This window comes from Alteromonas sp. AMM-1 (assembly GCF_047290655.1).
GTDB lineage: Bacteria > Pseudomonadota > Gammaproteobacteria > Enterobacterales > Alteromonadaceae > Alteromonas > Alteromonas mangrovi.
In genome coordinates this window covers 1-26,673 of record NZ_JBLBUE010000038.1, presented here as the reverse complement: position 1 = coordinate 26,673, position 26,673 = coordinate 1, and the positions used below count along the sequence as shown (strand labels likewise).

Below are 26,673 nucleotides of genomic sequence, written 5' to 3'. Positions count from 1 at the left end.
CGTCTCCAGCCAATTGGTTAAACAGCTATTTAAAATCCGCGAAGTTTGCGGGGGATGCTTGTTCTCAACACACCTGCAAAATTGCTCAGCGTTATTATTTAATGCAGAGTCACTGGATTTCCGATCACCAGACATTTGATTTGCACCTGCGCGACATTACCGAACGTCAGGAAGCTGAAGAAGCACTGGCGTTTCAGGCGTATCATCATCCGGTAACGCAAATCGCTAACCGAACCTTTTTAGAAAAAATAATTAATGATCACCTGCAACAAAATAAGCGTTTTGCCGCGGTGATGATCGATGTAACAGACTTTAAAGTGCTGAGTGAAAATTACGGTCTGGCAGATGCCCTGTTATGTGTTTATCAGGTAGCAGAGGTGTTACAGGCTAAAACTAACGCGTTGGCGAATAATTTGTCGAAGGATATTCAGCTATTCCATATTGCCGATGCCTGTTTCATGTTAACGGTTGCTCCGGAGTCCCTGGCCACAAAATGCATTGATCATCTGGCTAAACAGTTTGATAAAGCACTGCAGACTCCCTTGGGTGACATGCGCTTCCATTTAACGTTTGGGGCTACCGTGTACCCCGAGCAGAGCTCAGATTATGCCAGCCTTATGCTGCACTCAAATATTGCGGTGGAATCGGCAATATCCTCTGCCAAACAGGTACATTACTTTAGCAATGACGATGGTGATCGTCATCAGCGTCGTTTAATGATTACTCAGCGGTTGGAACAGGCAATTGGCGCGGGGGCGTTAACGTTATATTTCCAGCCCAAACAACACCTGGCTCAGGGGCAGGTGAAAAGCTGCGAAAGCCTGTTGCGCTGGTTTGACGAAGGAGAGTTCATTTCTCCCGCTGAGTTTATTCCCATTGCCGAGCGCAGCGGGTTAATACTACCACTGGGAGAATGGGTATTAGACCAGGCATTTACACAGGTACGTCACTGGCATCAGCAGGGGAAAGATATTCAGGTAGCTATTAACATTTCACCGCGTCAGTTTATGCAGCCTGACTTTGTACAGGGTATTGCGCGAAGGCTCGACAGTTACGGCGTGCCACCCTCGTTAATAGAGCTGGAACTTACCGAAACATCGGTAATGGAAACCGGTGCAGCAGCACGCACCGTGTTATCAGCGTTGCGAGATTTGGGCGTGAGCTTATCCATTGATGATTTTGGTACCGGCTATTCATCGCTGGCCTATTTAAGCGGCTTTCCGGTAGATAAAATTAAGATTGATCGTTCGTTTGTGCAGTATATGGATGAACAGCCCGAACAGCAGGCTATTGTACTGACCATTTGCCAACTGGCTAAAAACCTAGGGCTTTCGGTAATCGCTGAAGGAGTGGAAACCGAGTCGCAACGGGAGTTACTGGTGTCGTTTGGGTGCGATTATATTCAGGGATATTGGCTGGCAAAACCGATGCCAGCCAATGAGGTGGAACAGCTGTTTGTGGATTAGTTATTCACTACTGTTGCCAATGAGAAGTCAAATTCGTCCACGTTAATTACCCGCATGCGCAGCGCGTCGGCTTCGGCAACTTGTGCTGCTTCAGCTTCCGAAAGTACTCCTTCAGCAAGGGCAATATCGCGAAGTTGAAATATGCTGCCTTTGCGGGGCAGGGTTTTCGCCTTTTGTGCGGCAACTACCTTTTTCACCAGCGGCGCAAGATTGTTAATGGCGGTCATAGCGTCGTTTAGCACACGTACTGCATCGTCTTTTTGTGTCCCTACGTAACACAGTGGAGTCAGGCTGTTGCGGTACGCTTCGTTTGTGCACAGCTCGGTAGCTAAACGGGTTTTTACCTTGTCGTGAACAGAGGTAAAACTGGTACCCCATGGGAATAACAAACGCTTAAGCAATACGCCAACAAGTGGATTTGAGATATGGCGGCAGAAGCCTTTTAGCGCCTCTTCGCAGTTCACCAGACTCTCGCGGATCAGAAAATCAACTAAGGGTTGCTGTTGCGGATTTGCACCTGTTGCATAGAAGTGCTTCAGTACTGCACTGGCCATATACAATTCGCTTAGCACATCTCCCAAACGAGCAGACAACATCTCACGGCGTTTCAGTTCGCCGCCCAGCATCAACATGGCAATGTCTGAGCAGAACGCCAGACCTTTACTGATTCGATGGATTTGTTGCATGTGGCGCTTGTTGGCATCCTGTTTAGGGACACTCACAAAATGCGCGCCGGTGAGACCGTTGAAGAAGGCGGAAAACGCGTTACCCACCGCAAACTTCACATGCTTGAATAACAATGGTTCAAACTGCGCTAATCCGGTCTGAAAATCGGGTTCGGCTGCGGCCATCATCTCTTCAAATACATAAGGGTGACAACGAGTTGCGCCCTGTCCGAAAATCATCAGGTTGCGGGTTAGTATGTTGGCGCCTTCTACCGTAATCGACACAGGCAGCGCGGTATACAGAGACGCAAGATAGTTATTGGGCCCCATCTGAATACCTTTACCGCCGTGGATGTCCATTGCAATGTTAATGCTCTGGCGTGCAAGCTCTGTCATGTGATATTTAGCAATTGCGGTGACCACTCCCGGCTTTTGCCCCAGATCGATAGCGCCTGCGGTTAACCGTCGGATTGCCTCTGCTTTATAAGCATTTGCGGCAAGCTGTGCCAGGCCTTCCTGTACACCTTCAAATTCATACAATGAACAGCCAAACTGCTGACGGATCGCACTGTATATAGCGGTGGTTTGTGCACTCAAGTGCGCATTACCCGCAGACAGGGCTGGCAGGGAAATCCCTCGTCCGGCAGACAAGCACTCAATCAGCATACGCCAACCTTTACCAGCGTAGTCTTTGCCCCCAATGATCCAGTCCAGCGGAATGAAAACGTCTTTCCCGCGGGTTGTGCCGTTCATAAAAGCCTGCTCAAGGGGCAAATGACGATTGCCTACTTCTACACCTGGGTGATTGGTAGGTATTAACGCACAGGTAATGCCTATGTTTTTAGTGTCACCCAGTAATCCGTCGGGATCATTAAGCTTAAACGCTAATCCTAGCACAGTGGCAACTGGGGCCAGCGTGATATAGCGTTTTTCCCAATTCAACCGAATGCCCAAGGTGTCTTTGCCTTCAAATTCACCTATGGTGACAACACCCGTATCCGGAATGCCGCCAGCATCAGAACCGGCTTCCGGCCCGGTTAACGCAAAGCAGGGAATATCCTGACCCTTTGCCAGACGTGGCAACCAGTAATCTTTTTGTTCCTGCGTGCCATAGTGGCTCAGCAGTTCGCCCGGACCCAAAGAATTAGGTACCATTACCGTTACCCCAGCGCTCAATGAGCGACTGGCGATTTTAGACACAATGGTTGAGTTGGCTAAGGCTGAGAAGGCTTTGCCGCCATACTCTTTGGGAATAATTAACGAGAAAAAGCCTTTTTCCCGCATGTACTGCCACGCTTCGTCACTGAAGTCCTTGCGGTTGTGCACCGCGTCAAAGTCATCAATCAGTGACATTAGTTCAGTTACTTCGTTATCGATAAAATCCTGTTCTTCCTGAGTTAACTCGGGTAACGCCAGTGAGTACAGTTTATGCCAGTCTGGCTGGCCTTTGAATAAATCGGCTTCTAACCATACTGAACCGGCTTCCATTGCTTCTCTTTCGGTTTGACTGAGTGGCGGTAAAACACGCTTAAACAGCCTAAACGCCGGGCCAGTTATCCACTGCTGTCGCAATGAGGGAGACCGAAAAATGAAAACAATAGCAACAACAACGATGATCCAAAAAAGCATTGAGGTTCCTTAATGTGTAGGGGCAATAAATTAATTCGCAGAAATTAAAACAAGTGTTTAAATTTTGCTGAATTTAAACACTTGTTTTAATTTGGGTCAACACCGAAAGCATGCGTAATTTTTTCAGACTAACCCGAAAAATAGCGCTATCGAGCATGAAGACTAGTGGTTTAGTTACGCTTGAAATGGGGAAAATGTATATAAAATCAATGCTATAAATGTTTGGCGCAAACTTTGATTGTAAATACACAACACTCGAAAGTGACTGTCACTTTTGTGCTTCGTGTGTCACATAATCTGCCACACTTGTTGATAGCTTGAGGAGTGAACGTTAATGGCAAATCAACCCTGGATTCGGTCGGATGTAACTGGCCAGTCACATGCACAATTGGCTTCTATTTTTTCTGAATACAACAGCGCCCGAAGTGCAATTGGCGATGTGATCCAAAAGACAGACTTAACAGCGCAACAAATTACGGTTGTTACACCTCATGATGGGCAGTTCAATCGCCTGTTGGAAAGCGAAAGCAAAGCACTGGGTAAGATGATGCTTTATTCGCGCCTCATATTGGGTGGGGCTGGCTTGCTTATTGGCGTGGCCATCGCTTACATGCTGGTAGCGTTTGGGCCGCATTTTGCCCAGGCTCACTCTCTGGGTATCAGTATTGCAGCGATAAGCCCCTGTGTTTTCATTGGCTTATTTGTTGCCGGCTTACTTCGTTTACGTCCCGACGAGACAGAGATAATTGACGTGGTTCGCGAGGCAATTCGAAACAAGCAGTGTGCTGTTATCATCAATCTTCGCGACGGGCAGTCGCTTGAAAGAATGCGTAAAGTCTTTGCGCAACACAGTGAGCGCGTTGTGCTTTCAAGATCGTAGTCAGGAGATCACCTCAGCGTTGCTTTTCCTGGATGCGTCACTAAGGTATAGTTTGGCTGTGATACTCTGTTACCAAAGGATGATCTTGATATGGCTATTCACGAAATTCGTCACCCGTTGATCCAACATAAAATTGGCCTGATGCGTGAAGCACGGATTAGCAGCAAGGATTTTCGCGAATTGGCAGGTGAAATTGGTAACCTGTTGACCTACGAAGCCACGCGCCATCTACCTACCGAAACAGTAGAGATTACCAGTTGGACGGGAAAACCCCTTAAAGTACAGAGTATTAAAGGTAAAAAAATCACCATAGTCCCCATTCTTCGCGCCGGACTGGGTATGCTTGATGGGGTCTTAAGTCTCATCCCCAATGCAAAAATTAGCGTGGTGGGCTTATACCGCGATGAAGAAACCCTGCAGCCGGTAGCTTACTTTGACAAAGTCGTTAAACATATCGATAAACGCACCGCGCTAATTGTTGATCCAATGCTGGCAACTGGCGGCACCTTAATCGCCACCATTGATTTGTTAAAAGCCAAAGGCTGTAAAAACATAATGGGATTGTTTTTAGTCTCTGCTCCGGAAGGGATTAAAGCGGTTACCCAGGCGCATCCGGATGTTGATATTTTTACCGCAGCCATTGACGAGCGGCTGAATGATAAAGGGTATATTCTGCCCGGGCTGGGAGATGCCGGAGACAAGATATTTGGCACCCGCTAAGTGTGTGTTCTTCAGCTAACTTACTGTTCTTAATCTTGTTTTAAAATTAATCAATTGAAAACGCTTACAATATCGAAATAGTTAAACGATTTAGCTTTTTAAGATGTTGTTTTATGCTAATATTTTTTTAAAAATAAGTTAAACTTTAATTGATTAAGAAGGTCTACTCTTTGGCAGCCTATCGCTCGAAGTAGGCACAACTATAAAAATTCAAGAACAGTGCAGTTGCTATGAAAAAGCTTACGCTAAAAGATGTCGCTAAAGAATTGGGCGTTTCCACCGCTACGATTTCAAATGCCTTTAACCGGCCCGATCAGCTTTCGGCGGTTAAACGCGCTGAAATCCTGGATGCCTGCAAGAAGATTGGCTACACCGGTCCGAATCGTGCGGCGCAAATATTACGGAAAGGACAATCCAATATCGTAGCGCTTGTTTTAGCGGATAGTCTGGACTACATGGTGACCGATCCGGTTGCCAGTACCTTTATACAGGGTGTGTCGCGGGTATTGCGCGAAAATCAAAAGCACCTTTTATTGTATGCCGGAGACTCGGAATCGATTGCCGATGTTGTGGATTTTGTCGATGGGTTTATCTGTTACGGTGCACCGCGAAATCCTGGTTTGTCGCAACAACTCAATCAACAAAGTAAACCTGTGGTTACCGTAGACTTTAACCTTGAGGGGCGTCCGGCAATCAACATCGACAATGAACAGGCCAGCTACGAAATAGCGAAGGCTGCGTTAAGCAAGGGCGACCATGTTGCTATACTGGGCTTGCGACTTATTGATTCTCCCAGCACCTGCCGAATTTATAACAGTCCGCTACTGGATGCTGAATCGTCGATTACCCACCGCCGGTTGGATGGGTATTCACAGGCGTTAAAAGAACTGGATATAAAAGTGGATTCAGACTGGATATGGAATCTGCCGGAAAACGCGGGTGTCTATGCCATTCAGGCCGCGAAAGAAGTGTTATACAGTCAACCGCGTCCAAACGTTATATTGTGTATGAGTGACATTATTGCATTGGAATTACTGCAATGCGCCATGTCGATGGGGATTGATGTACCGGGTGAATTGAAAATCACAGGCTTCGACGGCATAGAAGAAGCATCACGTACACGTCCGTACCTGGCTACCGTATGTCAGTCCAGTGTTGAGAAAGGCATGCAAGCGGCCAGATTACTATTAAGCGGTGAAAACCAGTCGATGTCACTGCCGTATGAAATCAAATTAGGCGAAACGCTGGGTTAGAGAGAAACGGGTATTTCAATGCCCGTTTACCCCGCATCTGCCATCTGCATCAGCTATCTGCTTGTATTTATTGCGACGTGAAGTTCAGCAAACACCCTGAAAAAAACGTTTCCAGGTTATGTTCTTTATATAAGTCACCCGTATTCGGCTGATTTGCAGCAAGTCGTGGGAATGCCCCGTAGCCCGCCAGCAAACAGTGCCACGATGTTGCACCAAAGTGTGAATCAAGTTTCTGACGTTGAATTTCCTGTTGTAGATCCCCGCGTCTGAACCAGACATCCAACAATTGTAATAGTGATTCCGACAATGCTTCGTTGTTTCGATTGGCCCGCCAGTACTCTGAATCATTGCGGGTATTGAGTTTGTAGTGGGCCACTATGTAGTCGCGAACCCGCTCAAATCGTTCCCTTATCACTGCGTTGTAAGCATGGCGGTACTGGTCGCTGAATCCGCCTTTTTCGTAGTGATCCATAAAAATTTCTACACTGGTTTGAACCAAATGCAATGCCGTCGCCTCCAGCGGCTCAATAAAGCCCTGAGCAAGTCCAACTGCCACACAGTTTTTAAACCAGTGTTCGCTCGCCTGACCCACATTCATTTTTAAATGGCGTATTTGCGTGTTTTCGCGGTTCAGGCCAAGGTGTTTGCATAATTCCGTTTCTGCCTGTTCCGGGTCCAGATATGCTGAACTGTAAACATAGCCATTCCCAGTGCGATTAGTCAGGGGAATTTGCCATGCCCAGCCAGCAGACAACGCCGTTGAACGCGTCTCTACGGGTAGCGGGGTTAATGGCGCTGTTGCGCAGACTACGGCAGAATCGTTAAACAGGTTATTACCAAACGACTGAAACGGTACTTTCAGGGTTTGTTGTAGCAATAAACTCCTGAATCCAGAGCAGTCAATAAATACATCGCCCTGAATGGTTTGCCCTTCTGCGGTGTGAAGTTCCTTAATGTCGCCGCTAGGGTGGCATTTTACGCCGGTGATTTTCAACGCTTTATGGGTAACGCCCTGGGTTTGTGCATACCGCTGCAGAAATCCACCCAATAGCCCGGAATCAAAATGGTAACCGTATTCAATGCGAAAGGGGAAATTAGCCGGCGTTTTGGGGGAACGGTAATAATTGGCCAGCCAACCGTTAAACAAAAATTCCTCGGGCTTTACATTCACATCCAACCCCAGACGACGGGTCATACAGTTTACGTAAAATGCGCGCTCACTAAAGGTATCCAGTTGCCCGATAAATGGATGGGCATAGCTGTTCACGCCCGACTCAGGACTCCAGCCATCAAACCGAATGCTTACTTTATACGTTGCATTACAGGCCGGCATCCAGTCTGATTCGGCAATTTGCATGTCGTCAAAAAAGCGCTTTAGGGTGGGCGTTGAGCCTTCGCCCACACCAATAATCCCGATATCGGGTGACTCTACTAATGTGATCTTCACGGCTTTGTGTTGCCAGCGCCTAGCCAGCAGGTTGGCCGTCATCCACCCGGCGGTACCACCACCTACAATAACAATGTTTAATGGTTGCTCACTCATGCAGTATACCGCTGCAAAAATTCGTCGTGACTCAACAGTTTGTCGAGCGGCTGTTGTTTTGCCTGGTAAATCTGACTCATAGCAGCCATGAGCTGCGCGTTGTCCATTGCATCTGCGGCAGGATGATAGTCACGTGGCAAAAGCCCTTGTCCCATCATCACTTGCACCCAGGACGCATCGCGGAAAATGTCATTCTTTTCATTAAATATGGCAGCTGTTTCTTCGAACGCAGCAATTTTTTGCGCGAGTCTGTCAGGAATGGACATGGTGCGCATATCCCGCCAGAAGTCTGAATCGTCGCGCTGATTGACGTGATAGTGCAAAATAATAAAATCGCGAATCGTTTCAAATTCCTCTTTGGACTCGGCGTTATAAAGGTCGGTCATTGCCTGGGATATACCTTGATTCGGGAACATCTTCATCAGGCGGATAATGCCAGACTGGATAAGGTGAATACTTGTAGACTCCAAGGGTTCTAAAAAGCCACTCGACAAACCAATGGCCACAACGTTTTTACACCATTGCTGTGCAGTGCGACCCGTCTTAAAGCGGATGGTACGCGGCGTATCCAGTGCCTTGGTGTCTAAATTATTCAGCAAGGTCTCTGTGGCCTGATCATCACTGAGGTACTGCGAGGAGTAGACAATGCCATTACCATTGCGGTGCGTAAGCGGTATGCGCCACTGCCAGCCTACCTTATGTGCAATACTGCGCGTGTAGGGCAGCGTGCTGGTAAAGCGTTCGCTCGGTACTGCCTGTGCGCTGTCAGCGGGTAGCCAGTGACTGTAATCGTCATAACCCACTCCCAGTGCTTGTTGAATGAGTAATCCCCGCAAACCGGTGCAGTCGATAAATAAATCGCCCTGAACCTGTTTTCCGCTGGTAAGTTGCAATGCCGTAATATATCCGGTAGCCGGGTCCTGCTGCACGTGTTCGATGATACCCTCGGTGCGCACTACACCGGCCTGCTCGGCCTTTTTCCGCAAAAACTGACCGTATAACGCAGAATCGAAGTGATAGGCATACTGCATTTCATAGAGTGGGTTGGGCGTATTGATCTTGTTGAACCTGCCTTGCTCACAGCTCAGGTAATTCAGGTCGAAATCCCACAGTGACTGGCTCAGCCCGGCTTGTTGCGCTTTTAGCCAGTAGTGATGGAAGCTACAAAACCCCATGGTAGTGCCTGGTGCGCCAAAGGTGTGGTAGTAGCTGTCGCCGTGGGTTTTCCAGTTTTCGAACTTAATGGCGAGCTTAATGGTGGCGTGCGTGTCGCGTAAAAATTCGCGTTCGTCGATACCCAGAAAATTATTGAACACCTGAATAGGTGGGATAGTTGCTTCGCCCACTCCTACAATGCCAATCTGCTCTGATTCCACCAGTTCAATACGAACGGCAGGAGAGAGAACTTTGCGAAGCAATGCGGCGGTCATCCAACCGGCCGTTCCACCACCTGCAATAACCACGTTTTGAATAGGTTGCGGCATGGGTATTCCTGTATTACGTAAATCGATAACGGTATCTGTGTTGGTGCACAGATAAATTCACTGTGCTTTTGACTCTAGCGAAATAAGGGTGAAAAGCAAAATGAATCGTGCAGAAAAATAAAGCCCCACGGCGAGTGCCGCAGGGCCTGAGGTATAACTTAGTAGAACGAGTAGTTGAAGTTCAGCATGTAAGAAGGACCAAACTCACGGCGCAGGGTTACGATACCGTTGCCGTCGATGGTTTCTTCTTTCTCATCGGTAAGGTTAACACCTTGCAATGAAATACGCAGACCTTCCAGGTACTCAATGCCACTGCCTTCAAAGTCGTAGCTGATTTGCGCGTCGATCTGAGTAATAGGCGCACGAGTTGCCGTATCAATCTTGTTCGAACCACCACGCTGGTAAGTGGTGAACTCAGAACGGTCTGTTGCTGCTACACGAATCTCAAAACCGTCCATTTCATAGTAGGCAGTAATCGAGAATACTTCGTCAGACTGACCTGGAATTGGGTTACCGTTATCCAGTTCTGCATCAATGAAGGTTGCAGAGCCAGCAATACCAAAGCCTTCCAGGGCGTCAACGAATGAACCCAATGGAATGTTTGCTGTTAATTCTGCGCCTTTCACCGAACCTTTCAGACCGTCCTGGAAGTACGAGAAGTAACCATAATCTGGTGGTGTAGCCAGGTCACCCGCTTCGTACGCAACGTTAGCCGGACCATACAAACCGGTTGTTTGAATGATACGGTCGTGGAAACCAGGAATGAAGTAGTTTGCACCATCATTCGTTTCATCATTCAGGAAGTTAATCAGATCACGCGCGTCGTCAGTCCAGTTAACCAGGTCTTTGTAGAACAACGCCAGCGACACATAACCTTCGTCTTCGAAGTAATTTTCAAATGACAGGTCAAAGTTATTCGCTTCAAGCGGACGCAGAGTAGGGTTACCCTGGAATTTAGACCATGGTGTACCGTACTGTTCTACGGCTGCTTCCGAATTAGGGATCGCAATCAGGTCGATGTTTTGGTCGAACTTAACGAAACCAGACGCTTTCATTTGGTCTACACGTGCACGGCTAATGGTCTTATTCGCTGCAAAACGCACGAAGCGGTTGTCGTCTACTTCCACACTGATGTTCAGGCTTGGCAGGAAGTGGCTGTAAGAATCGCCGCCTGACAATACGCAATCTGCGTCAACAACGCCATTGTTGTCATCGTCACATACGGCATAGTTAGAACCTACTATGCCCAGGTAACCGGTTGAAGACTGGTCGGTGTCTACGTACTGCGCACCAATGTTACCTACAACTGGGAAGCCGCTTAATTCGGTTTCAAAGTCGAATTTGGCGTACAGCGTGGTAACTTCTTCGTTTACTTCGTAGCTATCACCCAGACGATCTGGCTCAAGTAAGCCCGCATCGTTCAGTGTGTATTCGCCATCGCGGTAAGGGGCAAAGCCATCATACGCTACAACCATGCCTAATCCAGCCCAGGTCAAATCAGCCAAGCCGTTGTACAGATACTGGCTAGGGATAGCTTCAGAGTAGGGGTAAGACGACGCAGTCGCGAAGAAGCCTTTGTTGTCTTTCATTTTATAGCGGTCGCTATAGTACACACCAAAGGTTGCTTTATTGATGATGCCCCATTCAACCAGGCCTTCTGTTTCTAAACGAACTGTAGTCAGTTCTTCTTCGAAGTCAGCATAGTTCAGGAAGCCGTCTTGCGCGTTCAGGTAGCTGAACGGGATTGGATTGCCGTCGGCATCCGTAAACACGGTGTTCACTGTAGAAGTAAACTGGTCCGCGATATTCGCCATACCACCGCCCCACTGTTGCGGACCGGTAAGTTGAAGTAACGAAGCATCAGCAAATGCGCCCAAACCTGTGCTATCAGTAAAGGTTACACCGTCAGCGCTCATCTGGAAGTCACGGGTACCAAAAGTATTGATTGCGCCGTTACGTGCTAAACCTGCATAAGATTCACCGCGTAGGTCACGTTTTTCAGACTGGCTGTTTGCTGCATCTAACATCACAGACCAATTGTCGTCGATGTTGTATTTAACGTTCAAACCAAAGCTTTGCAATTCGCCGTCTTTTTGCGCCGGGTCGGTACGTAAAACCGGGTTTGCACCTACTTGAGTACCAGAGGTGTTAAAGCCGCTTCCAGACAATGAGTCCGGATCTGCGTTAAAGGGTTCGATGAAGCCACGGATCACACCTGAGTCAGAATAGTCGATGCTCAGTGCATCAACAACAATGTCCAGATTATCGGTAGGACGGAATTGCAGGATGGCAGAAATAGTATCGCGATCCAATGTGCGGCTGATTGCCTGCGTGTCCAGACCAGACGGCAGGATTTGGCCTGCATCGTTGGCATTGTAGCCCCACACACCGTATTTACGTTCGTTACGTGGAGACTCGGTGGTTGCCAGTGCTACGGCGATACCAATGGTGTCGTCTGCAAACTTCTCAACAAAAGACAGCGCATAACGCTTACCTGTGTTGTCAAACTCTGGGTTGTCAGAGTCGTTGCCACCCATTTCATATACGCCAGTAAAGGTCAGCGATTCTTCTGCTGACAATGGACGAACGGTTTGTAAGTCTACTGTACCGCCGATACCCTGAACCATCAGAGTGGCTTCAGTGGTTTTGAAAATGGTTGCGCCCGTCATGATTTCAGACGGATATAAATCGTATTCTACGCCGCGGTTGTCGCCGATACCAATCAGTTCACGACCGTTTAATGACGTACCTGTAAAGTCTTCTTTGAAACCACGTACAGAGATACCTGACGTACGACCACCAACACGCTCACCCGCTAAACCAGGCAGACGCGCCAGTGATTCCGCGATTGATGAATCTGGCAATTTACCGATATCTTCGGCAGAAATCGCTTCGACGATTGATGTGTTGTCCATCTTGATCGCCTGAGCGCGCATCAGTGAACCGCGGATACCTTTAACCGCGATAACTTCTACGTTTTGATCAGTTGCACCATCAGCTTCTTGAGCAAATGTCTGGCCTGCATACATGGCAGACGCGACAGCCAATGACAAAATGGCGGGTTTGAATATGTGTTTGGTTTTCATGTTTTAGTGCCCTAAGTCAGATAAAAATCTACGTAAGCTTGTTACATCGATGTTAACAATAGTTAAAGCTTGGCAATAGGTCAAGTAATTTTCTTAATCAATTAAGAAAATAAAATTAACAATGATTGTTAAGGTTTATGCGGATTTTAGCTAGATACTTAATGGATTTAGTTTTTTTCGATTAAGTCATACAAAATGTAAGAAGGTTTGTAGTTATATTTTTTTACAAATTCAGTTTTGCAGTTAACAGAAAAATCACATGTTGCGCTGATGCGGTGTATGAATTCGCGTCTGAATGAATACGTTAATAGCTGAGAGCTTTTATTCTAATTAGACAGCTTAGACCAAGACGCCAATAAATCGAGAAAGTGTAGAAAATTTCGTCGATTATTTGTTGTTAAGTGATAAACAATTTTGCTAGCGTACTTACTTATCGTGATCTGTTTATCCGAACCCGGATAACCTGCTTCTTCAATAACGAAAGCAGGGTGCTTCTGTACTAAAAAGGAGTGTTGTAAATGAGGTACATCGCGTTGCTGTTGTTGCTGGCAGTGTTTGGGCTGGTGGCCTATGGCTGGTTAGTGAGTGATGGTGATTCAGGATCAGATCAAAGTACAGTTGCCGCTTCAACTGGTTTTATGCCAACAAGGCTCGACAGCGGCCCCTTTGTCGCTGCTCGTCCGCGTCATTTTAAAGCGCCAGAAGTTCAGAATATTGTGCTTCCCAAAGTAGGGGCAAGTGATGTGTCCTGGGGGGCGATTGGCTCAGATCGCCTGGGTAATATTTATATGGGGCTGTCGGAGTCTTATTCAGAGCCTCGTTCTGCCAGCATGGTTCGTTGGCGGCCCGAAAATCAGCGCGTTGAAGTTATGGGCAATGTACTTCAGGCACTTCAGCAAGCCAATATGGCAGAAGCTGGCGCCAGTCAGGGCAAGATCCATAGTCAGTTTGTGTCGGCGTCAGACGGATTTCTGTACTTTACCAGCTTTGATGAGGCTGGAGAAAGTGATACACAATTGCCCACCTGGGGCGGGCATCTTTGGCGTTTTGATCCAGTAAAAGCAGTGTGGGAGCATTTACTTCATACGCCGGAAGCCCTGATTGCTATTAATACTGACGGGCACTATGTTTACGCGTTGGGTTATTGGGGGCACGTGTTGTATCAGTACGACACCGCAACAGGGCGGGTACATAAAACGGAAGTAGGTTCTGTTCCTGGCCACGTATCCCGCCAGCTGTTGGTTGACGGCGAAGGGCATGTTTATGTACCTAAACTCATTCCTGCTGCAAATGAGCAAGGGTTTGTCGCGGTTTTAGCTGAACTCGACAATCGTCTGAACGTGGTGCATGAATTCCCGTTGCCTGAGTACTCCGATAATAGAATGTCGTCGTATCGCGGTATTGTGGGTTTTACCACCATGAAAAATGGCGATGTGTTTTTTACCCTGCATAAAGGCCAGTTATTCCGTTTACACGCCGAAGGCAGTAAAGACACGAAACTCGAAAAAATAGGGTTTTTTAATCCCGCCGGTGAAGCCAATATTCCCAGTTTGTTTTCGATCGATGGCGAACAGTTTGTGATGGGTGCCAGCAGACGGCCGGGTAGTGAACCAGAATGGCTGATTTATGAAACAACGAGCGGTACAACGGTGTCATACCCCATGCCAGAACTGGCTGATTTCCTGTTTTTTGGAACCCAGGTGAAAGATGAATCGGGTGCCATGTACCTGGTTGGGCAGCACAATAACACCCGCTCACCTAAAGTCGTTCGACTCTCATTCCCAGAATAGCGGTTTTTACCGCTACTTGTCTACGACAGAATGCGCCTGCCGACCGCTAATTCGGTTACCGGTTGCCAGTCTTGTTGTTAACAATCGGGCGGCAAACCTGATCTCCATAGTAGTTATTGCTGTAGTTACATTCTACCGGACAGGGGGCGGTTGTTTGTTCTGTTGATTTACCGATGATGTGTTTAATTAACGTAGCCATGATGCGCTCTCCTTGTAGTTGATGGATGCAGAATAGCGCGCATCACGGCTCGTTTATATTAATTAAAATTAATTATTCTGATTGGTTTTCTGAATTGACTGCATAAAAGTACATATCCCTGTATTCGTGATCATCCGTTACTTTATTGGTAAAGGGGTATAAGGATAGCCCGGTTACTTTGCGTTGGGTGTTAACATCAAAATGGATAAACGCGTCACTGGCTGCATTTTGATTGTCCCATCGGATCACAAAGGTATGGTCACTGAATGGCTCAAGTGTTCCGGTGAGCATGGGCATCTTTTCAGAAACAATTCGCAGGGAATTGTTGGATTGCGTTATGGATAGCGCACCAAACCATTGGTCGATAAAGCGTCCTGTATATGCAAGCGGATCCAGAATCACCTCACCGGTGCCAACGGGTATTATATTACTTGCCAGGTAGCGTTGTTCCCGCTTGGCCTGATAATCCACGTAATTTTGAACCCAGTCCTGCTTGTCAGCCGGACTAATGAACGCTTTCAGGATGTGTTGCATAACAGAGCCTCTGGCACCGTAATCTGAACCATTGTTGAGAATAACAATAGCCAGATCTTTGTTAGGTACCATGGCGACGTACGCCTGATAGCCCGACAAGGTTCCGGTGTGAGAAATAACCATGTTTCCGTGCACGTCAGACAACCGCCAGCCTAATGCGTAGGATTTAAACAGTGTGCCGTCCCATTCTTCGTCGGTATCAGTCACCGACAACACAGTGTAAGCGCGTTGCAGGGTAGTGATTTGAGCCTCAGACAGCACCTGAGCGCCATTTGCAGCAATTCCCTTATTCAACCACATTTGTAGCCACTTGAGCATATCAGTTGCACTGCAAACTATGCCACCTGCTGCAGCAGATACCAGTTCACGTCCTTCGATGCTGTTGCGGGGGATGGCATAGATCCCGCGTTGGTCATTATGGCCGTAACTCATTGCAACATTGTTCAGAGCGGCATCTGACAAATCGCCAGCAAAGCATTGCATATTTAAAGGCGTAAAGAGCTTTTCGCTGATCACATCTGCATAAGGTCTTTTATACAGCCTGGCAATCACCTCGCCCGCAGTAATATACATTACATTGCTGTAGGCGTATTCACTTCGAAAGCTGGATACCGGCGTGAGGTAGCGCAAATTGTGAATGATGTCTGTGCGGGTAAAGCCACTGGGCTCGGGCCAGAGCATACTGTCGCCGGCGCCACTGGCTAAACCTGAACGGTGTGTAAGTAAATCCAGGAGGGTAAATTCCCGTGTTACCCAGGGATCCTGCATTTGAAATTCAGGTAGAATATCGGTTACACGGGTTTGCCAGGTCAGGCCATTTTCTTCTATAGCAATAGCCAGCGCTGCTGCGGTAAATGCCTTGGACGTGGATGCCAGGCGAAACAGGGTATCAGCAGTAACCGGTTGGCGATTCTCCAGATTGCGAAAGCCGCGCCCTTTGGCATATAACACTTCGCCATGCTGAATCACCCCAACAGACATGCCCGGCGTGTGAAAAGTTTCAAGCGCGTTGTCGATTACCGTATCCAGCTGTTTTAGCGATGTAGGTTGAAACGCGTTAGTTGCAGCGCATGCCGTAACGGTAATAAATGACAAACCCAGAGCACACTGGGCTACCCGGCGTAATACCATATTTATGCTTCCTTTTACCTGTGTTTAGTCTGAGGGAGGACTGAATTACTGCGCGTAAATAAAACCACTTAGTTGGCTTTTTTTACTATTTTGCAGTGGATAAATAATCCCCGGTGGTGTCAATCACATCAGGTTAGCATAAAAAATAGGTAAGTTAATCTGTATATTGAATAGATTATTCCTGGTGATCCCACACCAGAGCTTTGAAGTGTTTGCGACACATGGATTCGTAACGATCGTTGCCGCCAATTTCAACCTGATTACCGCTGGTAACTGCATAGCCTTGCTCGTCTAATCGCACAACAAAGTTGGCTTTGCGGCCACAGTAGCAAACGGTTTTAAGTTCAAAGAGCTTATCCGCCCAGGCCAGTAAATAATGGCTGCCCTCAAAGGTTTCACCCAAGAAGTCGGTTCGCAGGCCATACGCTAATACCGGAATATCGAGTTCGTCTACGACTTCGATTAACTGATACACCTGAGCTTTGGTTAAAAATTGCGCTTCATCAATAAACACGCAATCCAGTGGTTTGCTGTTGTGCAAAGCCCCAATTGCCTGATAAAGGTTGTCTTCGCTACGATATAACTGGGCATCCGCTTGCAAACCTATTCTGGAGGTGACCTTGCCTACTTCATACCGGTCATCGAGTGCCGCAGTGTAAATTACCGCGTTCATCCCGCGTTCTTTGTAGTTATAGGCCGACTGCAGCAGTGACGTGGATTTACCGGCATTCATTGCCGAATAGTAGAAATACAATTGAGCCATGTTATTGTGAATTATGTTTAGAATGGTGTTGATTAGTGTACCATTTTATCAGATCGTTTTTCTCTAAAGGTTTGGCAAACAGGTAACCTTGCAGGCAATCTACGCCCATCGCTTCAAGTATCGCCGCTTGTTCAGGGGTTTCAATTCCTTCTGCCACCGTTTTGCAACCAAACTCTTTCGCCATCAGTAGGGTGGCGCGAACAATGGTATCGTTGCCTTCGGTGATTTGTTGTACAAACGCGCGGTCTATTTTAAGCAGATCAAAATCCAGCGCCTGAAGCAGGCTAAGGGATGAAAATCCGGTACCAAAGTCGTCTATCGCTATGTGGATATGGCGCGCCTTCAGTGCGGCAATCCGGTCGGTAAGAATGGCCATGTCATCGGCGAAGATCGATTCGGTAACTTCCAGATGTAATCTGTGCGGGGCAAGACCAGAACTATTGATTGCCTGATCCACCTGGCGAATAAAATTATCATTGAGCATTTGAAGTACCGAAACATTCACGGAAACCGATAGCGAGTCATCAGGCCATTGGGCTGTGTCTATGCAGGCGCGGTGAAGGATCCAGTTTCCAATGTCCTGGATAAGGCCGGTTTTTTCTGCCAGTGGAATAAATACCGCCGGGCTTATCCACTGGTCGTGAAAACACCACCTCGCCAGTGCCTCAACAGCCCAGAGTTTCTTCGTTCCGGCCTCAATAATAGGTTGGTAAACAACATGAATTTCCTGACGTTGTATCGCTTGGCGCAGACCATCACGCAGGCGCACCTCTTCGTTTAGCGTATCGTACAAAGAATCAGAAAACACGCCCACTACACCCGGGGTAGAGCGTTTGTGAAAATACATGGTGAGGTCGGCTAACTGAACCAATGTCGCCGCGTCCTCGCTGTGATTTGGGTAAATCGCGATACCGATAGTAGCGCCAATACTTACATCATTGCCACCAACCTGTTTAATATTGGCTAAACTGCTGCGGGCAGCCTGCCCTATGGCTGTGGCTGCTACTTCGTCTGCGTAGGGGAGCACCATAATAAATTCGTCTCCGCCCCAACGGCCTGCGCAGTCTGTTTCGCAAAACTGCGACAATTGCGTCGCAACGGCGGTTAATACAGCATCACCGGACTGATGACCAAAAGTGTCATTGATTTGCTTAAAGCCATCCAGGTCGATAAACAAAATCGCGAGCTTGTTTTTGCTGGGTACGGATTGTTCAATCATCCATTCAAAATGTTGCATGAATGCCGTGCGATTCATCAGGCCAGTAAGCGGATCCCGGTTAGATAACCGGTGAATTTCCTGGGTTCGGCGTAACACCTCATTCTCAAGATTGTTGTTGGCCTGGTCGAGCTTTTGGTTGGATTCGAGTAATTGCAGGTTAACTCGTTTAACTTCATTTTGTTCGTTGCGCATCAGGTCGACCAATTCGTCGTTCTTGTGCTTTATTTCAATGGCTCTGCGAATAAAAAGGTTAGCGCGACTGGAAGCGCCACACATGGATATCCAGAACAAAACACCAAGGAATCCCAGCATGTTGTATTCATCCCGATGGTCATAAATCGCTCTTAATGACATGGGTATTAGCATGATGGTGGTATAGGTGATCACCAGTAACATACTGGGAGCAAGTACGGTTGCCGCACCGCCCGCCATGGCTGACATAATGATCATGGTTGAGGCAAATTCCAGCGTGGACATACTGTCAAAAAACGAAATGCCAAATACAGCCCACAAAACAGCAGTAAAAACAGAGCCCACAAAAAAGCGATAGAAAGGAAGCTCTGGCGCGTAGTTCGCGTGTCGAAGTTTAATAAACCAGTAAGCTGCGTCGAGTCCCCGAATCAGGGTAAAAACCAAAATGATGCCCCAGACGCGTTGTTTGGTTTCTTGCCCGGCTCCAGAGTCGAATCCAAATGTAATGGCACTTACGCTGAGGATAGTAATTAACAAGCCATTAAACGCATTGGAGTAAAGAAGCTCTACCACATCCTGGTTAATCGTGTTGAGCCTGGTTTTAAAGGGGGACTGCTGCATGCCTGCTCTGTAACCATTCCACTGTGATTATTGCTTTTATTATTGTGGTGTGTACCACGTATACGGATATTTGCCGGTTTCGCACGGCAACAATATTAATGATAGTGAAATTTCGCCAGTAAGCCAGTCTGAGGAGTTGTGAATTTAATAGTAGGGTATTCGCAGCGAGTAAAAAAAGCCGGACGACAAGGCGTCCGGCAAACAGGTACTTATTGAGTACGGATTAGGCTGCGTCTTTGGCTTCTGACGCGACGTTTTCTGCGGAAATCAATTCCATATCAAACGTAAATTCATCAACGCGAATGGCCAGTTTGCGTTTTTCATTGTAATCGTGCAGTGCGGCTGCATCGGCAGCATTAATTACACCGCGCGCCTGCAACTTGTTCAGTGCATTTTCAAACGACAAGAACGGAATAACAGGCTCTTCGCGCAATGCTTTCTGTACTTTGCCCAGCAGTGGTAATACTTTGTGCTTGGCTTTAAACGCCTGCTCATTGATGTCATTACCATCACCTGGGGTAGCTTTAACAAGGTGCGTCAGCTGTGCTTTCACACTGTTGTCCTGCAGTGCTGCCAATGACAGTTCGCGAACCAGATCATCACTGATGGTACTAACACTGCCACTGTATGTAGCAGTCAGGAAGCGCATCAATCCGCGGGTTGCTGTGTTCGGGAAGTTGCGAACAAAGTTAACCAGTGCCTGTTCAGCCTGCTGTAAAGACCATTGCATTGCGTAGTCGAAGTACGGCTTGGCCTGCTGGCGATCTTCAATGCGTTGCTCGTAGTAGCGAATTGACGCCATTGCACCATACAGGTAGCTCATGATGTCACCCAGACGAGCAGACAGCAGCTCGGCCTTTTTCAGGTCGCCGCCTAATACCGCCAGAGATAAATCAGCCAGTGGCGCTAGTTTGGCAGACAGCGCGTTCAGGCGTTTTTCGTACTTACGTACTTCTGGCAGGCTTGACTGCGCGCCGCGAGTGAACGGCAAGTAGCTCTTGAAAATACTGCGGAACGAGTTGTTAACACTGAACCCGATTGTTTTACGCAGTACCTTATTGAACTCGCCATCGGCTTTCTTATCGTCGCTGTGAATCAGATCCACCATTTCCTTCAGGTATGGGTGGCAACGCATAGCGCCCTGGCCAAATATCATCAGGTTGCGGGTAAGAATATTTGCACCTTCAACTGTGATAGCGATTGGCAATGCTGAATAGCCGGTAGCCAGGGTATTTTGTGGACCACGCTGAATGCCTTTACCAGCCTGAACATCCATGGCTGCGTTCATTACATCGCGACCAATTTCTGTCATGTGGTATTTCGCAATAGCAGTTACTACTGATGGCTTCAGGCCCAGACCTAAACCTTCCGTAGTGAGTACACGCATTGCTTCACACAGGAATGTTTTGCCCGCGATTTCTGCCAGTTTTTCCTGGATCCCTTCAAAGCGGCCAATTGGCAAACCAAACTGTTCGCGTACAAAGGCGTATTCAGCGGTTGACTTTAACGCGCTTTGAGCAGTTGCAGTGCCCATAGCCGGTAACGAAATACCGCGCCCTGCGCCCAGACAGCTCACCAGCATTTGCCAGCCGCGACCGATGTTTTTCTGGCCACCGATGATGAAGTCCATTGGAATGAACACGTCAGTACCACGGGTGGTACCGTTATAGAAACGCACACCCATTGGATCGTGACGATTGCCCAGTTCAACACCTGGGTGTGACTTAGGTAACAGCGCACAGGTAATACCCAGCTCAAGCTTGTCGCCAAGCAGTTTGTTTGGATCAAATACTTTAAACGCCAAACCCAGTACGGTAGCGATAGGGGCAAGTGTAATGTAGCGTTTGTCCCAGCTTACTTTTAAGCCGATAACTTCTTTGCCTTCCCACTGACCTTTAGTCACGATAGCCGCATCAGGAATACCACCGGCATCTGAACCTGCTTCAGGGCTGGTTAATGCAAAGCATGGGATGTCCTGACCTACAGCCAGGCGAGGTAACCAATAATCCTGCTGCGCTTTAGTGCCGTAGTGCATTAACAGTTCGCCCGGGCCTAATGAGTTAGGCACCATTACGGTTACTGCTAACGCGCCGCTTTTCGCTGCCAGGGTAGATACGATTGTTGAGTTCGCATAGGGGCTGAACTCCAGACCACCGAATTTCTTCGGAATGATCATTGAAAAGAAACGGTTCTCACCCAGGTAATCCAGGATGTGTTGTGGAATATGCTTTGAATTACCTAATTCAAAATCGTCAACCATTTCCAGTAATTTTTGCACAGGACCGTCGAGGAACGCCTGCTCGTCAGCACTCAGCTTGGCTTGAGGAACTGCACGCAATGCCTCCATGTCGGGCGCTCCGCGATAAATAGAAGACTCCAGCCAAATATCGCCGGCGTCTAACGCTTCCTGCTCTGTAATAGAAATTGGAGGTAAAACTTTCTTCAAACTTGTTCTGATACTCATAACTCATCCGCTCATCTGACCAGTTGGATTGTGCTAATACTACAGCCTTTTTTTTATTTTGCAAATGTATTGTTAAGTCATTGATATTATTGGTTTATGTTATTGTTTTACCCAAGTGCTACTAGATTTGGACGGTAAAAACAATGACTTACCTTTAGGCTGAATTGAAAAAAGGCGGTTAAAAAGTAAACTTTTTTAAAGTGGGGACTGGCAATTTTTCAGTACAAAAAATGTGCACATGGTTGGTTTGGCTGAATATGAATGCCGCAATCACACTAAAAAAACACGTCATTAGGCGTTTTATGTAACTGATTGATATGATGCAATGGTGCTTTGCTATGGCAATGGGTATAGTGACTACAGCATAAAAAGAAGGAATCACACATGGCTAAAATAGGACGGGTGTTTGCACACACGCTACTTGGACTTTGTTTATCTGCGGTGGCAGCCACTTCTGTGCTGGCCGATCCGGCAGAAGGATTGAGAATAGCTAAAGAACGCAAGCTAAGAAATTCGGGTTGGGAAGACACTGTTGCATCAACCACTATGGTGCTGCGGGATACCCGCGGAAAAGAATCCGAACGCGCGCTACGGGTATTCACTTTGGAGCGAGCTGAAGAAGGCGATAAATCCCTTACCATTTTTGATTCTCCTGCTGATGTTAAAGGGTCAGCATTTCTGAGTTTTTCTAATACGCTTACCCCGGATGATCAGTGGATGTACCTTCCTACGGTAAAAAGAGTGAAGCGCATTGCCTCTCAGAATAAGTCTGGCCCGTTTATGAGTAGTGAGTTTGCCTACGAGGACATGACCTCTTTTGAACTGGAGAAGTACCAGTTTAATTACCTGCGTGACGATACGTTTGATGACCAGAAAGTGTTTGTACTGGAACAAGTGCCGGTTGATGAGTTTTCCGGGTACTCAAAACAAATAGCGTTCATCGACAAAGAACATTACCGCTTACTGAAAATGGATTTCTTCGACAAAAAAGGGGATTTATTGAAAACCCTGATCCTTGATGACTACGAACTGTATTTGGATAAATACTGGCGTCCGCATACCTCTGAAATGTTTAATGAACAGACCGGCAAAAGCACGGCGATGTTCATCAACGAAATTGAGTTCAAAACCGGCCTGAAGGACAGTGATTTGGATCAGGACAGTCTGAAGAGGGCCCGCTAAGCCATGCGCCAGTTCATCCCATTATTCGTTTTCACCTGTTGTGCCACTGCACCCTGGGCTTATGCTGAGGTGGAATTCAGCGGCACAGCAACCATTGAACAACGCTACTTTTTGCAGGATCCCTTGTTTCCGGAGCAGCGTCGGTCTCAAACTTCTGTAACGGTAATGCCAGAAGTGTTTATGGACTGGAACGATGGCAGCGACAGGCTGACATTTAAGCCGTTTGTAAGAGCTGATCAGTACGACACTGAACGAACCCACGCAGACATTCGGGAGCTTATGTGGCTGCATGCCTCAGAAAGTTACGAACTTCGGGCAGGGATTGGCAAGGTGTTTTGGGGCCAAACGGAATCCTTGCACCTTGTTGATGTGATTAATCAAACGGATTCGGTTGAACGGGTAGATGGTGAAGAGAAACTGGGCCAGCCCATGGTGAGTGCTTCGTATCTGATGGAAAGTGGTGCCATAAGTGCCTACATTCTGCCGTACTTCAGAGAGCGGACGTTTGCCGGTACCGAAGGACGTTTACGGCCAATTGTACCCATTAGTAATGACAATGCCTTGTACGAATCTGAAGAAGAGCAAAGCAACGTTGATTATGCACTGCGATGGCAACAATCCCTGGGCAACTGGGAGGTAGGGTTGTCGTACTTTGACGGCACTAATCGGGAACCTCAACTGGTGGTGGAAGGCAGCCTGGAAACCAGTGATTTAGTGTTACGACCGTACTATGAACAAATGCAGCAGATTGGTGCGGATATGTTGTGGGTGAATGGTGCGGTGCTTTACAAGTTCGAAGCCATCCATCGCAAGAGCAACACGCAGAGCTTTATGGCAGCAGTAGCCGGATTTGAATATACCACCGTGGGTATATTTGATTCGGTTTACGACATCGGCTGGCTGGCGGAATATCAGTATGATGAGCGCGATAGCAGCTTCTTTGTCCCCGCTCAAAATGATGTGATGGTAGGCTTGCGCTGGAGTTGGAACGACCCCGACAGTACAACTGTTCTGGCGGGCTATGTTCAGGACCTCGACGACATGGAAACATACAGTGCGTTTATCGAAGCATCGAGCCGCATGACAGATAACTGGAAATGGACGCTGAACGGTTATTTCTTTTCCACACAGTCGCAAACCGATCCGTATTTCTTTGTGCGCCGTGATGATCATATTGAAATCAACGTGGAATACTTTTTTTAAACAGACGGTTTCCTCATAAATACTGCCAGTTGGCTTGGAAAAGCCATACTGCCAGATGGACAATAATGAATGAAAACTACAAAAATCGTGTTGATGTTAGCCACTCTACTGGCGTCGCAGTCAGCTGCTGCTATCGAAAAAATGTACGGTGTTATTAGCGCAGGATACAGTGATCTTGAGTACAGTAATACTGCAGAAGAAGCCTTCAGTTATAAATTGATCTTAGGTCATCAGTTCCACCGGCAATGGTATGTAGAAGCAGGCTTTATTCAACTGGCAGATATTGAATCAGAAAGTGACTTTTCAACACTTGGTATACAGGCAAATGGCTTATATTTGGGCGTAACGGGTAAAGCATCGCATGCTGTTGGCGAGCTCTTTTATCGATTAGGTGTGGCTAATTTTGACGTGCAGGCTGTTGAGTTATCTACTGACAGTGAGTGTCTGCTTGGTGAATCGGCCGGTATGTTGAATGGACAGGCTGTATGTCAGTTTGACGAAGGTGTTGCGGCAGGCATCATTGGACTGGGTTTTGATTATTACGTTGCCACGAAAACTTTTGTGCGCCTGGAAGCAGAATACATGCGCGGTAAAGATGGCTTCGATACCGGTCTGATATCATTAGGGATCCGCTATAATTTTAATTAGGATTCACGGGTCATTGTTAGTCAATAGGCGATCTCAAATCCGAATTAGCGTGTATTAAGTGCAGCAGGCAATAGGAAACCGCTATGAAGAACGAACTCGACAGTAAATTAGTGCTTAAAGTGTTCGATAAAATTCGTACTCACGGTGAGCAGTGTGATGAAAAGTATCGGCTGGAAGGTGTGTTAGCGTTTACTGACTTCGATGGATACACCTTGTATATGCAAGATGCACTGGTGTCGATGCAGTTTGGATTTCACAATCAGTACCGATTTGAATATCAGCATACACAAGACTTAGAAGCGTTCGAGAAAAAACTCCGGTATATCGATTCGCATTATTAACCCACAGCCAAACTGAAACGACTTCATGACGCTACAGTGTATGAAACCCGTTATTTATCCGCTACAATTCATTCGGAAAAACACCTCCTGCTGTTGCTAGACATGTGAAACGGGCAGGAGTGACGGAATCGAATAAATAGGACACTGCCCTTTTGTCTGTAGCAATTACCCCTCCCAAGTTTCAAATATCTTTTTTAGGTCCAAAATTCTGGCTGGTGTGGATCAGTATGGTGTTACTGTACATTGTTACCTGGTTACCCTATCCGGTTATTAAACTACTTGGTCGCGGCACAGGCGCATTGCTGGCGGCGTTGGCGAAAAGTCGGGTTAAGGTCGCGCGTAAAAATATAGCGTTGTGTTATCCCCACCTCTCCAGGCCGGAACAAGACAAGCTGGTTAAACAAAACCTGTACCGTGCTGGCATGGCCGTTTTTGAAACAGCCATGGGCTGGTGGTGGCCGGATTGGCGGGTAAGAAAACATGGGGTGGTAGAAGGATTTGAGCATGCCAGAGCCGTGTTGGAGCAACATAAAGGCGTGTTTGGCATGGCGCTTCACAACATGAATCTGGAGTTTGCCTGTCGGGTGTTAGGACTCACTTACCCCAGTGTGGCGTTCTACCGCAAGCACAATAATCCCCTGATGGACTATCTACAGTATCGGGGTCGAGCCAGATCGAATAAATACATGATCCACAAGCGCAATGCACGCGCACTGCTTTCAGCATTGGATGCTGGGGAACTGTGTTTGTATTTGCCCGATCAGGATTACGGTCGCAGTCAAAGTATTTTCGTGCCGTTTTATGCAGTAGAAGAAACGGCTACCACCACGGCAACACTGATGTTTATTCGCCGTACTGAGAGTGTTCCGCTAATGGTTACCTCGCAATATACCGATACAGGGTATAAGGTGAAGTTGTATCCCCCGCTAATGGAATTGAAAGAACTGGATGATAAAGCGGGTCTTACGCTGCTGAATTCGCATATTGAACGCATTATAGACGAGCAGCCCGACAGCTACTTGTGGATGCATAAACGCTTTAAAACGCGTCCGGATCCGGACGGTCCGTCTTTATACAAAGACTAAATGCGAAAAGTGTAACATTGTCATATAGTAAATGTATGAATCTGAACAAAACCATAGCATGCAAATAGGTAGCAACGCATGAAAAGACAACCTTCTTCTGCGGTCTTTTGGGCCAAACACCTCAGCCTGGCGCTGGCGGTGATCATTGTTGCGTCTGTGGTAATTTATTTGCAACTGAGCAATACAGGTGCGCCTACACCGGTAGATGCACCGGAAGAACGCTCGGTGGCAAAAGGTCTGTCTGATTTTTATCGCGAGTTCAGAATGTCGTCCAATGATCCCGTTAAAACGGAGGGAGGCGATATGGTGCTGGATATTACGCCGTCCGAGCAAGGTCTGGACGCGCAGTTGCAGTCGATGTCGAGCAGTTTAAAACCTGCCGATGGCCGCTGGGTTGGTGAGTACAAGTACCGTACGTTTAAAGCTGGCAATACGCTTAGAGAGGCCATTTCGTCGTATGCTGAACAGGAAGGGATGCAGGTTATCTGGGATTTGAATCAGGATTTTGTGATCAAACACCAGTTCCAGATGGACAATACCATTGCAGGTTCGCTGGCAAAAATTGCCAGCGCAAT

Annotated in this window: 20 protein-coding genes; 11 read left to right on the top strand and 9 right to left on the bottom strand. The window is 47.3% G+C overall.

Translation table 11 applies throughout. From position 1 onward, the window contains the following. The coding region (locus ACLR2L_RS08975) for a putative bifunctional diguanylate cyclase/phosphodiesterase (protein WP_413367547.1) at nt 1–1,466 on the top strand (1,466 nt) is incomplete at its 5' end. On the opposite strand, the gene ACLR2L_RS08970 is transcribed toward ACLR2L_RS08975, so the two are convergent. Beyond that, nucleotides 1,463–3,760, bottom strand: coding sequence for an acyl-CoA dehydrogenase (locus ACLR2L_RS08970; RefSeq protein WP_413367545.1), 2,298 nt, complete (start codon nt 3,758–3,760; stop codon nt 1,463–1,465). The two genes, ACLR2L_RS08975 and ACLR2L_RS08970, sit on opposite strands and share 4 nt — an antisense overlap. Nucleotides 3,761–4,094: 334 nt before the next feature. On the opposite strand from ACLR2L_RS08970, the gene ACLR2L_RS08965 reads away from it, so the two are divergent. The 3 genes from ACLR2L_RS08965 to ACLR2L_RS08955 all read left to right on the top strand — a co-directional run bounded on the left by ACLR2L_RS08965 (nt 4,095) and on the right by ACLR2L_RS08955 (nt 6,613). Then, nucleotides 4,095–4,640, top strand: coding sequence for a hypothetical protein (locus tag ACLR2L_RS08965; RefSeq protein WP_413367543.1), 546 nt, complete (start codon nt 4,095–4,097; stop codon nt 4,638–4,640). A gap of 90 nt (nt 4,641–4,730) precedes the next feature. Next, entirely contained in the window at nt 4,731–5,360 is a 630-nt protein-coding gene (gene upp, locus ACLR2L_RS08960; RefSeq protein WP_413367541.1) for a uracil phosphoribosyltransferase, read from the top strand. Between the two features lie 230 nt (nt 5,361–5,590). After that, a complete protein-coding gene (locus ACLR2L_RS08955; protein ID WP_140956320.1) occupies nt 5,591–6,613 on the top strand; it encodes a LacI family DNA-binding transcriptional regulator in 1,023 nt (340 codons plus the stop codon). Nucleotides 6,614–6,680: 67 nt separating this feature from the next. Here ACLR2L_RS08955 and ACLR2L_RS08950 read toward each other — a convergent pair whose 3' ends face one another. The 3 genes from ACLR2L_RS08950 to ACLR2L_RS08940 form a co-directional block, all read right to left on the bottom strand. Continuing rightward, nucleotides 6,681–8,156, bottom strand: a complete 1,476-nt coding sequence (locus ACLR2L_RS08950; RefSeq protein WP_413367538.1) for a tryptophan halogenase family protein — start codon at nt 8,154–8,156, stop codon at nt 6,681–6,683. Next, entirely contained in the window at nt 8,153–9,640 is a 1,488-nt protein-coding gene (locus tag ACLR2L_RS08945) for a tryptophan halogenase family protein (RefSeq protein ID WP_413367536.1), read from the bottom strand. The genes ACLR2L_RS08950 and ACLR2L_RS08945 overlap by 4 nt, the downstream gene beginning before the upstream one ends. Nucleotides 9,641–9,798: 158 nt before the next feature. Continuing rightward, nucleotides 9,799–12,726: a TonB-dependent receptor gene (locus ACLR2L_RS08940; protein ID WP_413367534.1), complete on the bottom strand. Its 2,928-nt coding sequence runs from the start codon at nt 12,724–12,726 to the stop codon at nt 9,799–9,801. 518 nt (nt 12,727–13,244) lie between these two features. Between ACLR2L_RS08940 and ACLR2L_RS08935 the strand changes: the two genes are divergently transcribed. Beyond that, nucleotides 13,245–14,516: a hypothetical protein gene (locus ACLR2L_RS08935; protein ID WP_413367532.1), complete on the top strand. Its 1,272-nt coding sequence runs from the start codon at nt 13,245–13,247 to the stop codon at nt 14,514–14,516. A gap of 55 nt (nt 14,517–14,571) precedes the next feature. Here ACLR2L_RS08935 and ACLR2L_RS08930 read toward each other — a convergent pair whose 3' ends face one another. The 5 genes from ACLR2L_RS08930 to ACLR2L_RS08910 form a co-directional block, all read right to left on the bottom strand. Next, nucleotides 14,572–14,715, bottom strand: coding sequence for a hypothetical protein (locus tag ACLR2L_RS08930; RefSeq protein ID WP_413367530.1), 144 nt, complete (start codon nt 14,713–14,715; stop codon nt 14,572–14,574). 72 nt (nt 14,716–14,787) lie between these two features. Continuing rightward, the gene (locus ACLR2L_RS08925; protein ID WP_413367528.1) at nt 14,788–16,380 is read right to left on the bottom strand and encodes a serine hydrolase; all 1,593 of its coding nucleotides are present in this window, start codon (nt 16,378–16,380) and stop codon (nt 14,788–14,790) included. Between the two features lie 175 nt (nt 16,381–16,555). Beyond that, complete coding sequence (locus ACLR2L_RS08920) at nt 16,556–17,143, bottom strand: thymidine kinase (RefSeq protein WP_413367526.1); 588 nt, start codon at nt 17,141–17,143, stop codon at nt 16,556–16,558. A 1-nt stretch (nt 17,144) separates the two neighbouring features. After that, nucleotides 17,145–19,175, bottom strand: coding sequence for a putative bifunctional diguanylate cyclase/phosphodiesterase (locus ACLR2L_RS08915; RefSeq protein WP_413367524.1), 2,031 nt, complete (start codon nt 19,173–19,175; stop codon nt 17,145–17,147). Nucleotides 19,176–19,398: 223 nt separating this feature from the next. Beyond that, entirely contained in the window at nt 19,399–21,639 is a 2,241-nt protein-coding gene (locus tag ACLR2L_RS08910) for an acyl-CoA dehydrogenase (protein WP_140956312.1), read from the bottom strand. 384 nt (nt 21,640–22,023) lie between these two features. On the opposite strand from ACLR2L_RS08910, the gene ACLR2L_RS08905 reads away from it, so the two are divergent. From ACLR2L_RS08905 to ACLR2L_RS08880, 6 genes are all read left to right on the top strand, one after another. Next, on the top strand, nt 22,024–22,821 hold the full coding sequence (locus ACLR2L_RS08905) for an outer membrane lipoprotein-sorting protein (protein WP_140956311.1): 798 nt from the start codon (nt 22,024–22,026) through the stop codon (nt 22,819–22,821). A 3-nt stretch (nt 22,822–22,824) separates the two neighbouring features. Beyond that, nucleotides 22,825–24,024, top strand: coding sequence for a hypothetical protein (locus ACLR2L_RS08900; RefSeq protein WP_413367521.1), 1,200 nt, complete (start codon nt 22,825–22,827; stop codon nt 24,022–24,024). Nucleotides 24,025–24,093: 69 nt separating this feature from the next. Beyond that, nucleotides 24,094–24,672 carry an outer membrane beta-barrel protein gene (locus ACLR2L_RS08895; RefSeq protein ID WP_413367519.1) on the top strand — a complete coding sequence of 193 codons (579 nt, stop codon included), beginning with the start codon at nt 24,094–24,096 and terminating at the stop codon, nt 24,670–24,672. A gap of 83 nt (nt 24,673–24,755) precedes the next feature. Then, complete coding sequence (locus ACLR2L_RS08890; RefSeq protein WP_413367517.1) at nt 24,756–25,013, top strand: DUF3081 family protein; 258 nt, start codon at nt 24,756–24,758, stop codon at nt 25,011–25,013. 152 nt (nt 25,014–25,165) lie between these two features. Then, nucleotides 25,166–26,098: an LpxL/LpxP family Kdo(2)-lipid IV(A) lauroyl/palmitoleoyl acyltransferase gene (gene lpxL / locus ACLR2L_RS08885; protein ID WP_413367515.1), complete on the top strand. Its 933-nt coding sequence runs from the start codon at nt 25,166–25,168 to the stop codon at nt 26,096–26,098. 78 nt (nt 26,099–26,176) lie between these two features. Continuing rightward, nucleotides 26,177–26,673 (top strand): TcpQ domain-containing protein (locus ACLR2L_RS08880; protein ID WP_413367513.1); only part of this gene is annotated, 497 nt, incomplete at its 3' end.

Bases quoted from the DNA above. Each gene is read 5' to 3' on its own strand.
- ACLR2L_RS08900 (WP_413367521.1), top strand. From the start codon at position 22,825: ATGCGCCAGTTCATCCCATTATTCGTTTTCACCTGTTGTGCCACTGCA.
- ACLR2L_RS08935 (WP_413367532.1), top strand. From the start codon at position 13,245: ATGAGGTACATCGCGTTGCTGTTGTTGCTGGCAGTGTTTGGGCTGGTG.
- ACLR2L_RS08915 (WP_413367524.1), bottom strand. From the start codon at position 19,175: ATGCAGCAGTCCCCCTTTAAAACCAGGCTCAACACGATTAACCAGGAT.
- ACLR2L_RS08965 (WP_413367543.1), top strand. From the start codon at position 4,095: ATGGCAAATCAACCCTGGATTCGGTCGGATGTAACTGGCCAGTCACAT.
- ACLR2L_RS08890 (WP_413367517.1), top strand. From the start codon at position 24,756: ATGAAGAACGAACTCGACAGTAAATTAGTGCTTAAAGTGTTCGATAAA.
- ACLR2L_RS08925 (WP_413367528.1), bottom strand. From the start codon at position 16,380: ATGGTATTACGCCGGGTAGCCCAGTGTGCTCTGGGTTTGTCATTTATT.
- ACLR2L_RS08930 (WP_413367530.1), bottom strand. From the start codon at position 14,715: ATGGCTACGTTAATTAAACACATCATCGGTAAATCAACAGAACAAACA.
- ACLR2L_RS08955 (WP_140956320.1), top strand. From the start codon at position 5,591: ATGAAAAAGCTTACGCTAAAAGATGTCGCTAAAGAATTGGGCGTTTCC.
- ACLR2L_RS08895 (WP_413367519.1), top strand. From the start codon at position 24,094: ATGAAAACTACAAAAATCGTGTTGATGTTAGCCACTCTACTGGCGTCG.
- upp (WP_413367541.1), top strand. From the start codon at position 4,731: ATGGCTATTCACGAAATTCGTCACCCGTTGATCCAACATAAAATTGGC.
- ACLR2L_RS08905 (WP_140956311.1), top strand. From the start codon at position 22,024: ATGGCTAAAATAGGACGGGTGTTTGCACACACGCTACTTGGACTTTGT.
- ACLR2L_RS08970 (WP_413367545.1), bottom strand. From the start codon at position 3,760: ATGCTTTTTTGGATCATCGTTGTTGTTGCTATTGTTTTCATTTTTCGG.
- ACLR2L_RS08910 (WP_140956312.1), bottom strand. From the start codon at position 21,639: ATGAGTATCAGAACAAGTTTGAAGAAAGTTTTACCTCCAATTTCTATT.
- ACLR2L_RS08940 (WP_413367534.1), bottom strand. From the start codon at position 12,726: ATGAAAACCAAACACATATTCAAACCCGCCATTTTGTCATTGGCTGTC.
- ACLR2L_RS08920 (WP_413367526.1), bottom strand. From the start codon at position 17,143: ATGGCTCAATTGTATTTCTACTATTCGGCAATGAATGCCGGTAAATCC.
- ACLR2L_RS08945 (WP_413367536.1), bottom strand. From the start codon at position 9,640: ATGCCGCAACCTATTCAAAACGTGGTTATTGCAGGTGGTGGAACGGCC.
- ACLR2L_RS08950 (WP_413367538.1), bottom strand. From the start codon at position 8,156: ATGAGTGAGCAACCATTAAACATTGTTATTGTAGGTGGTGGTACCGCC.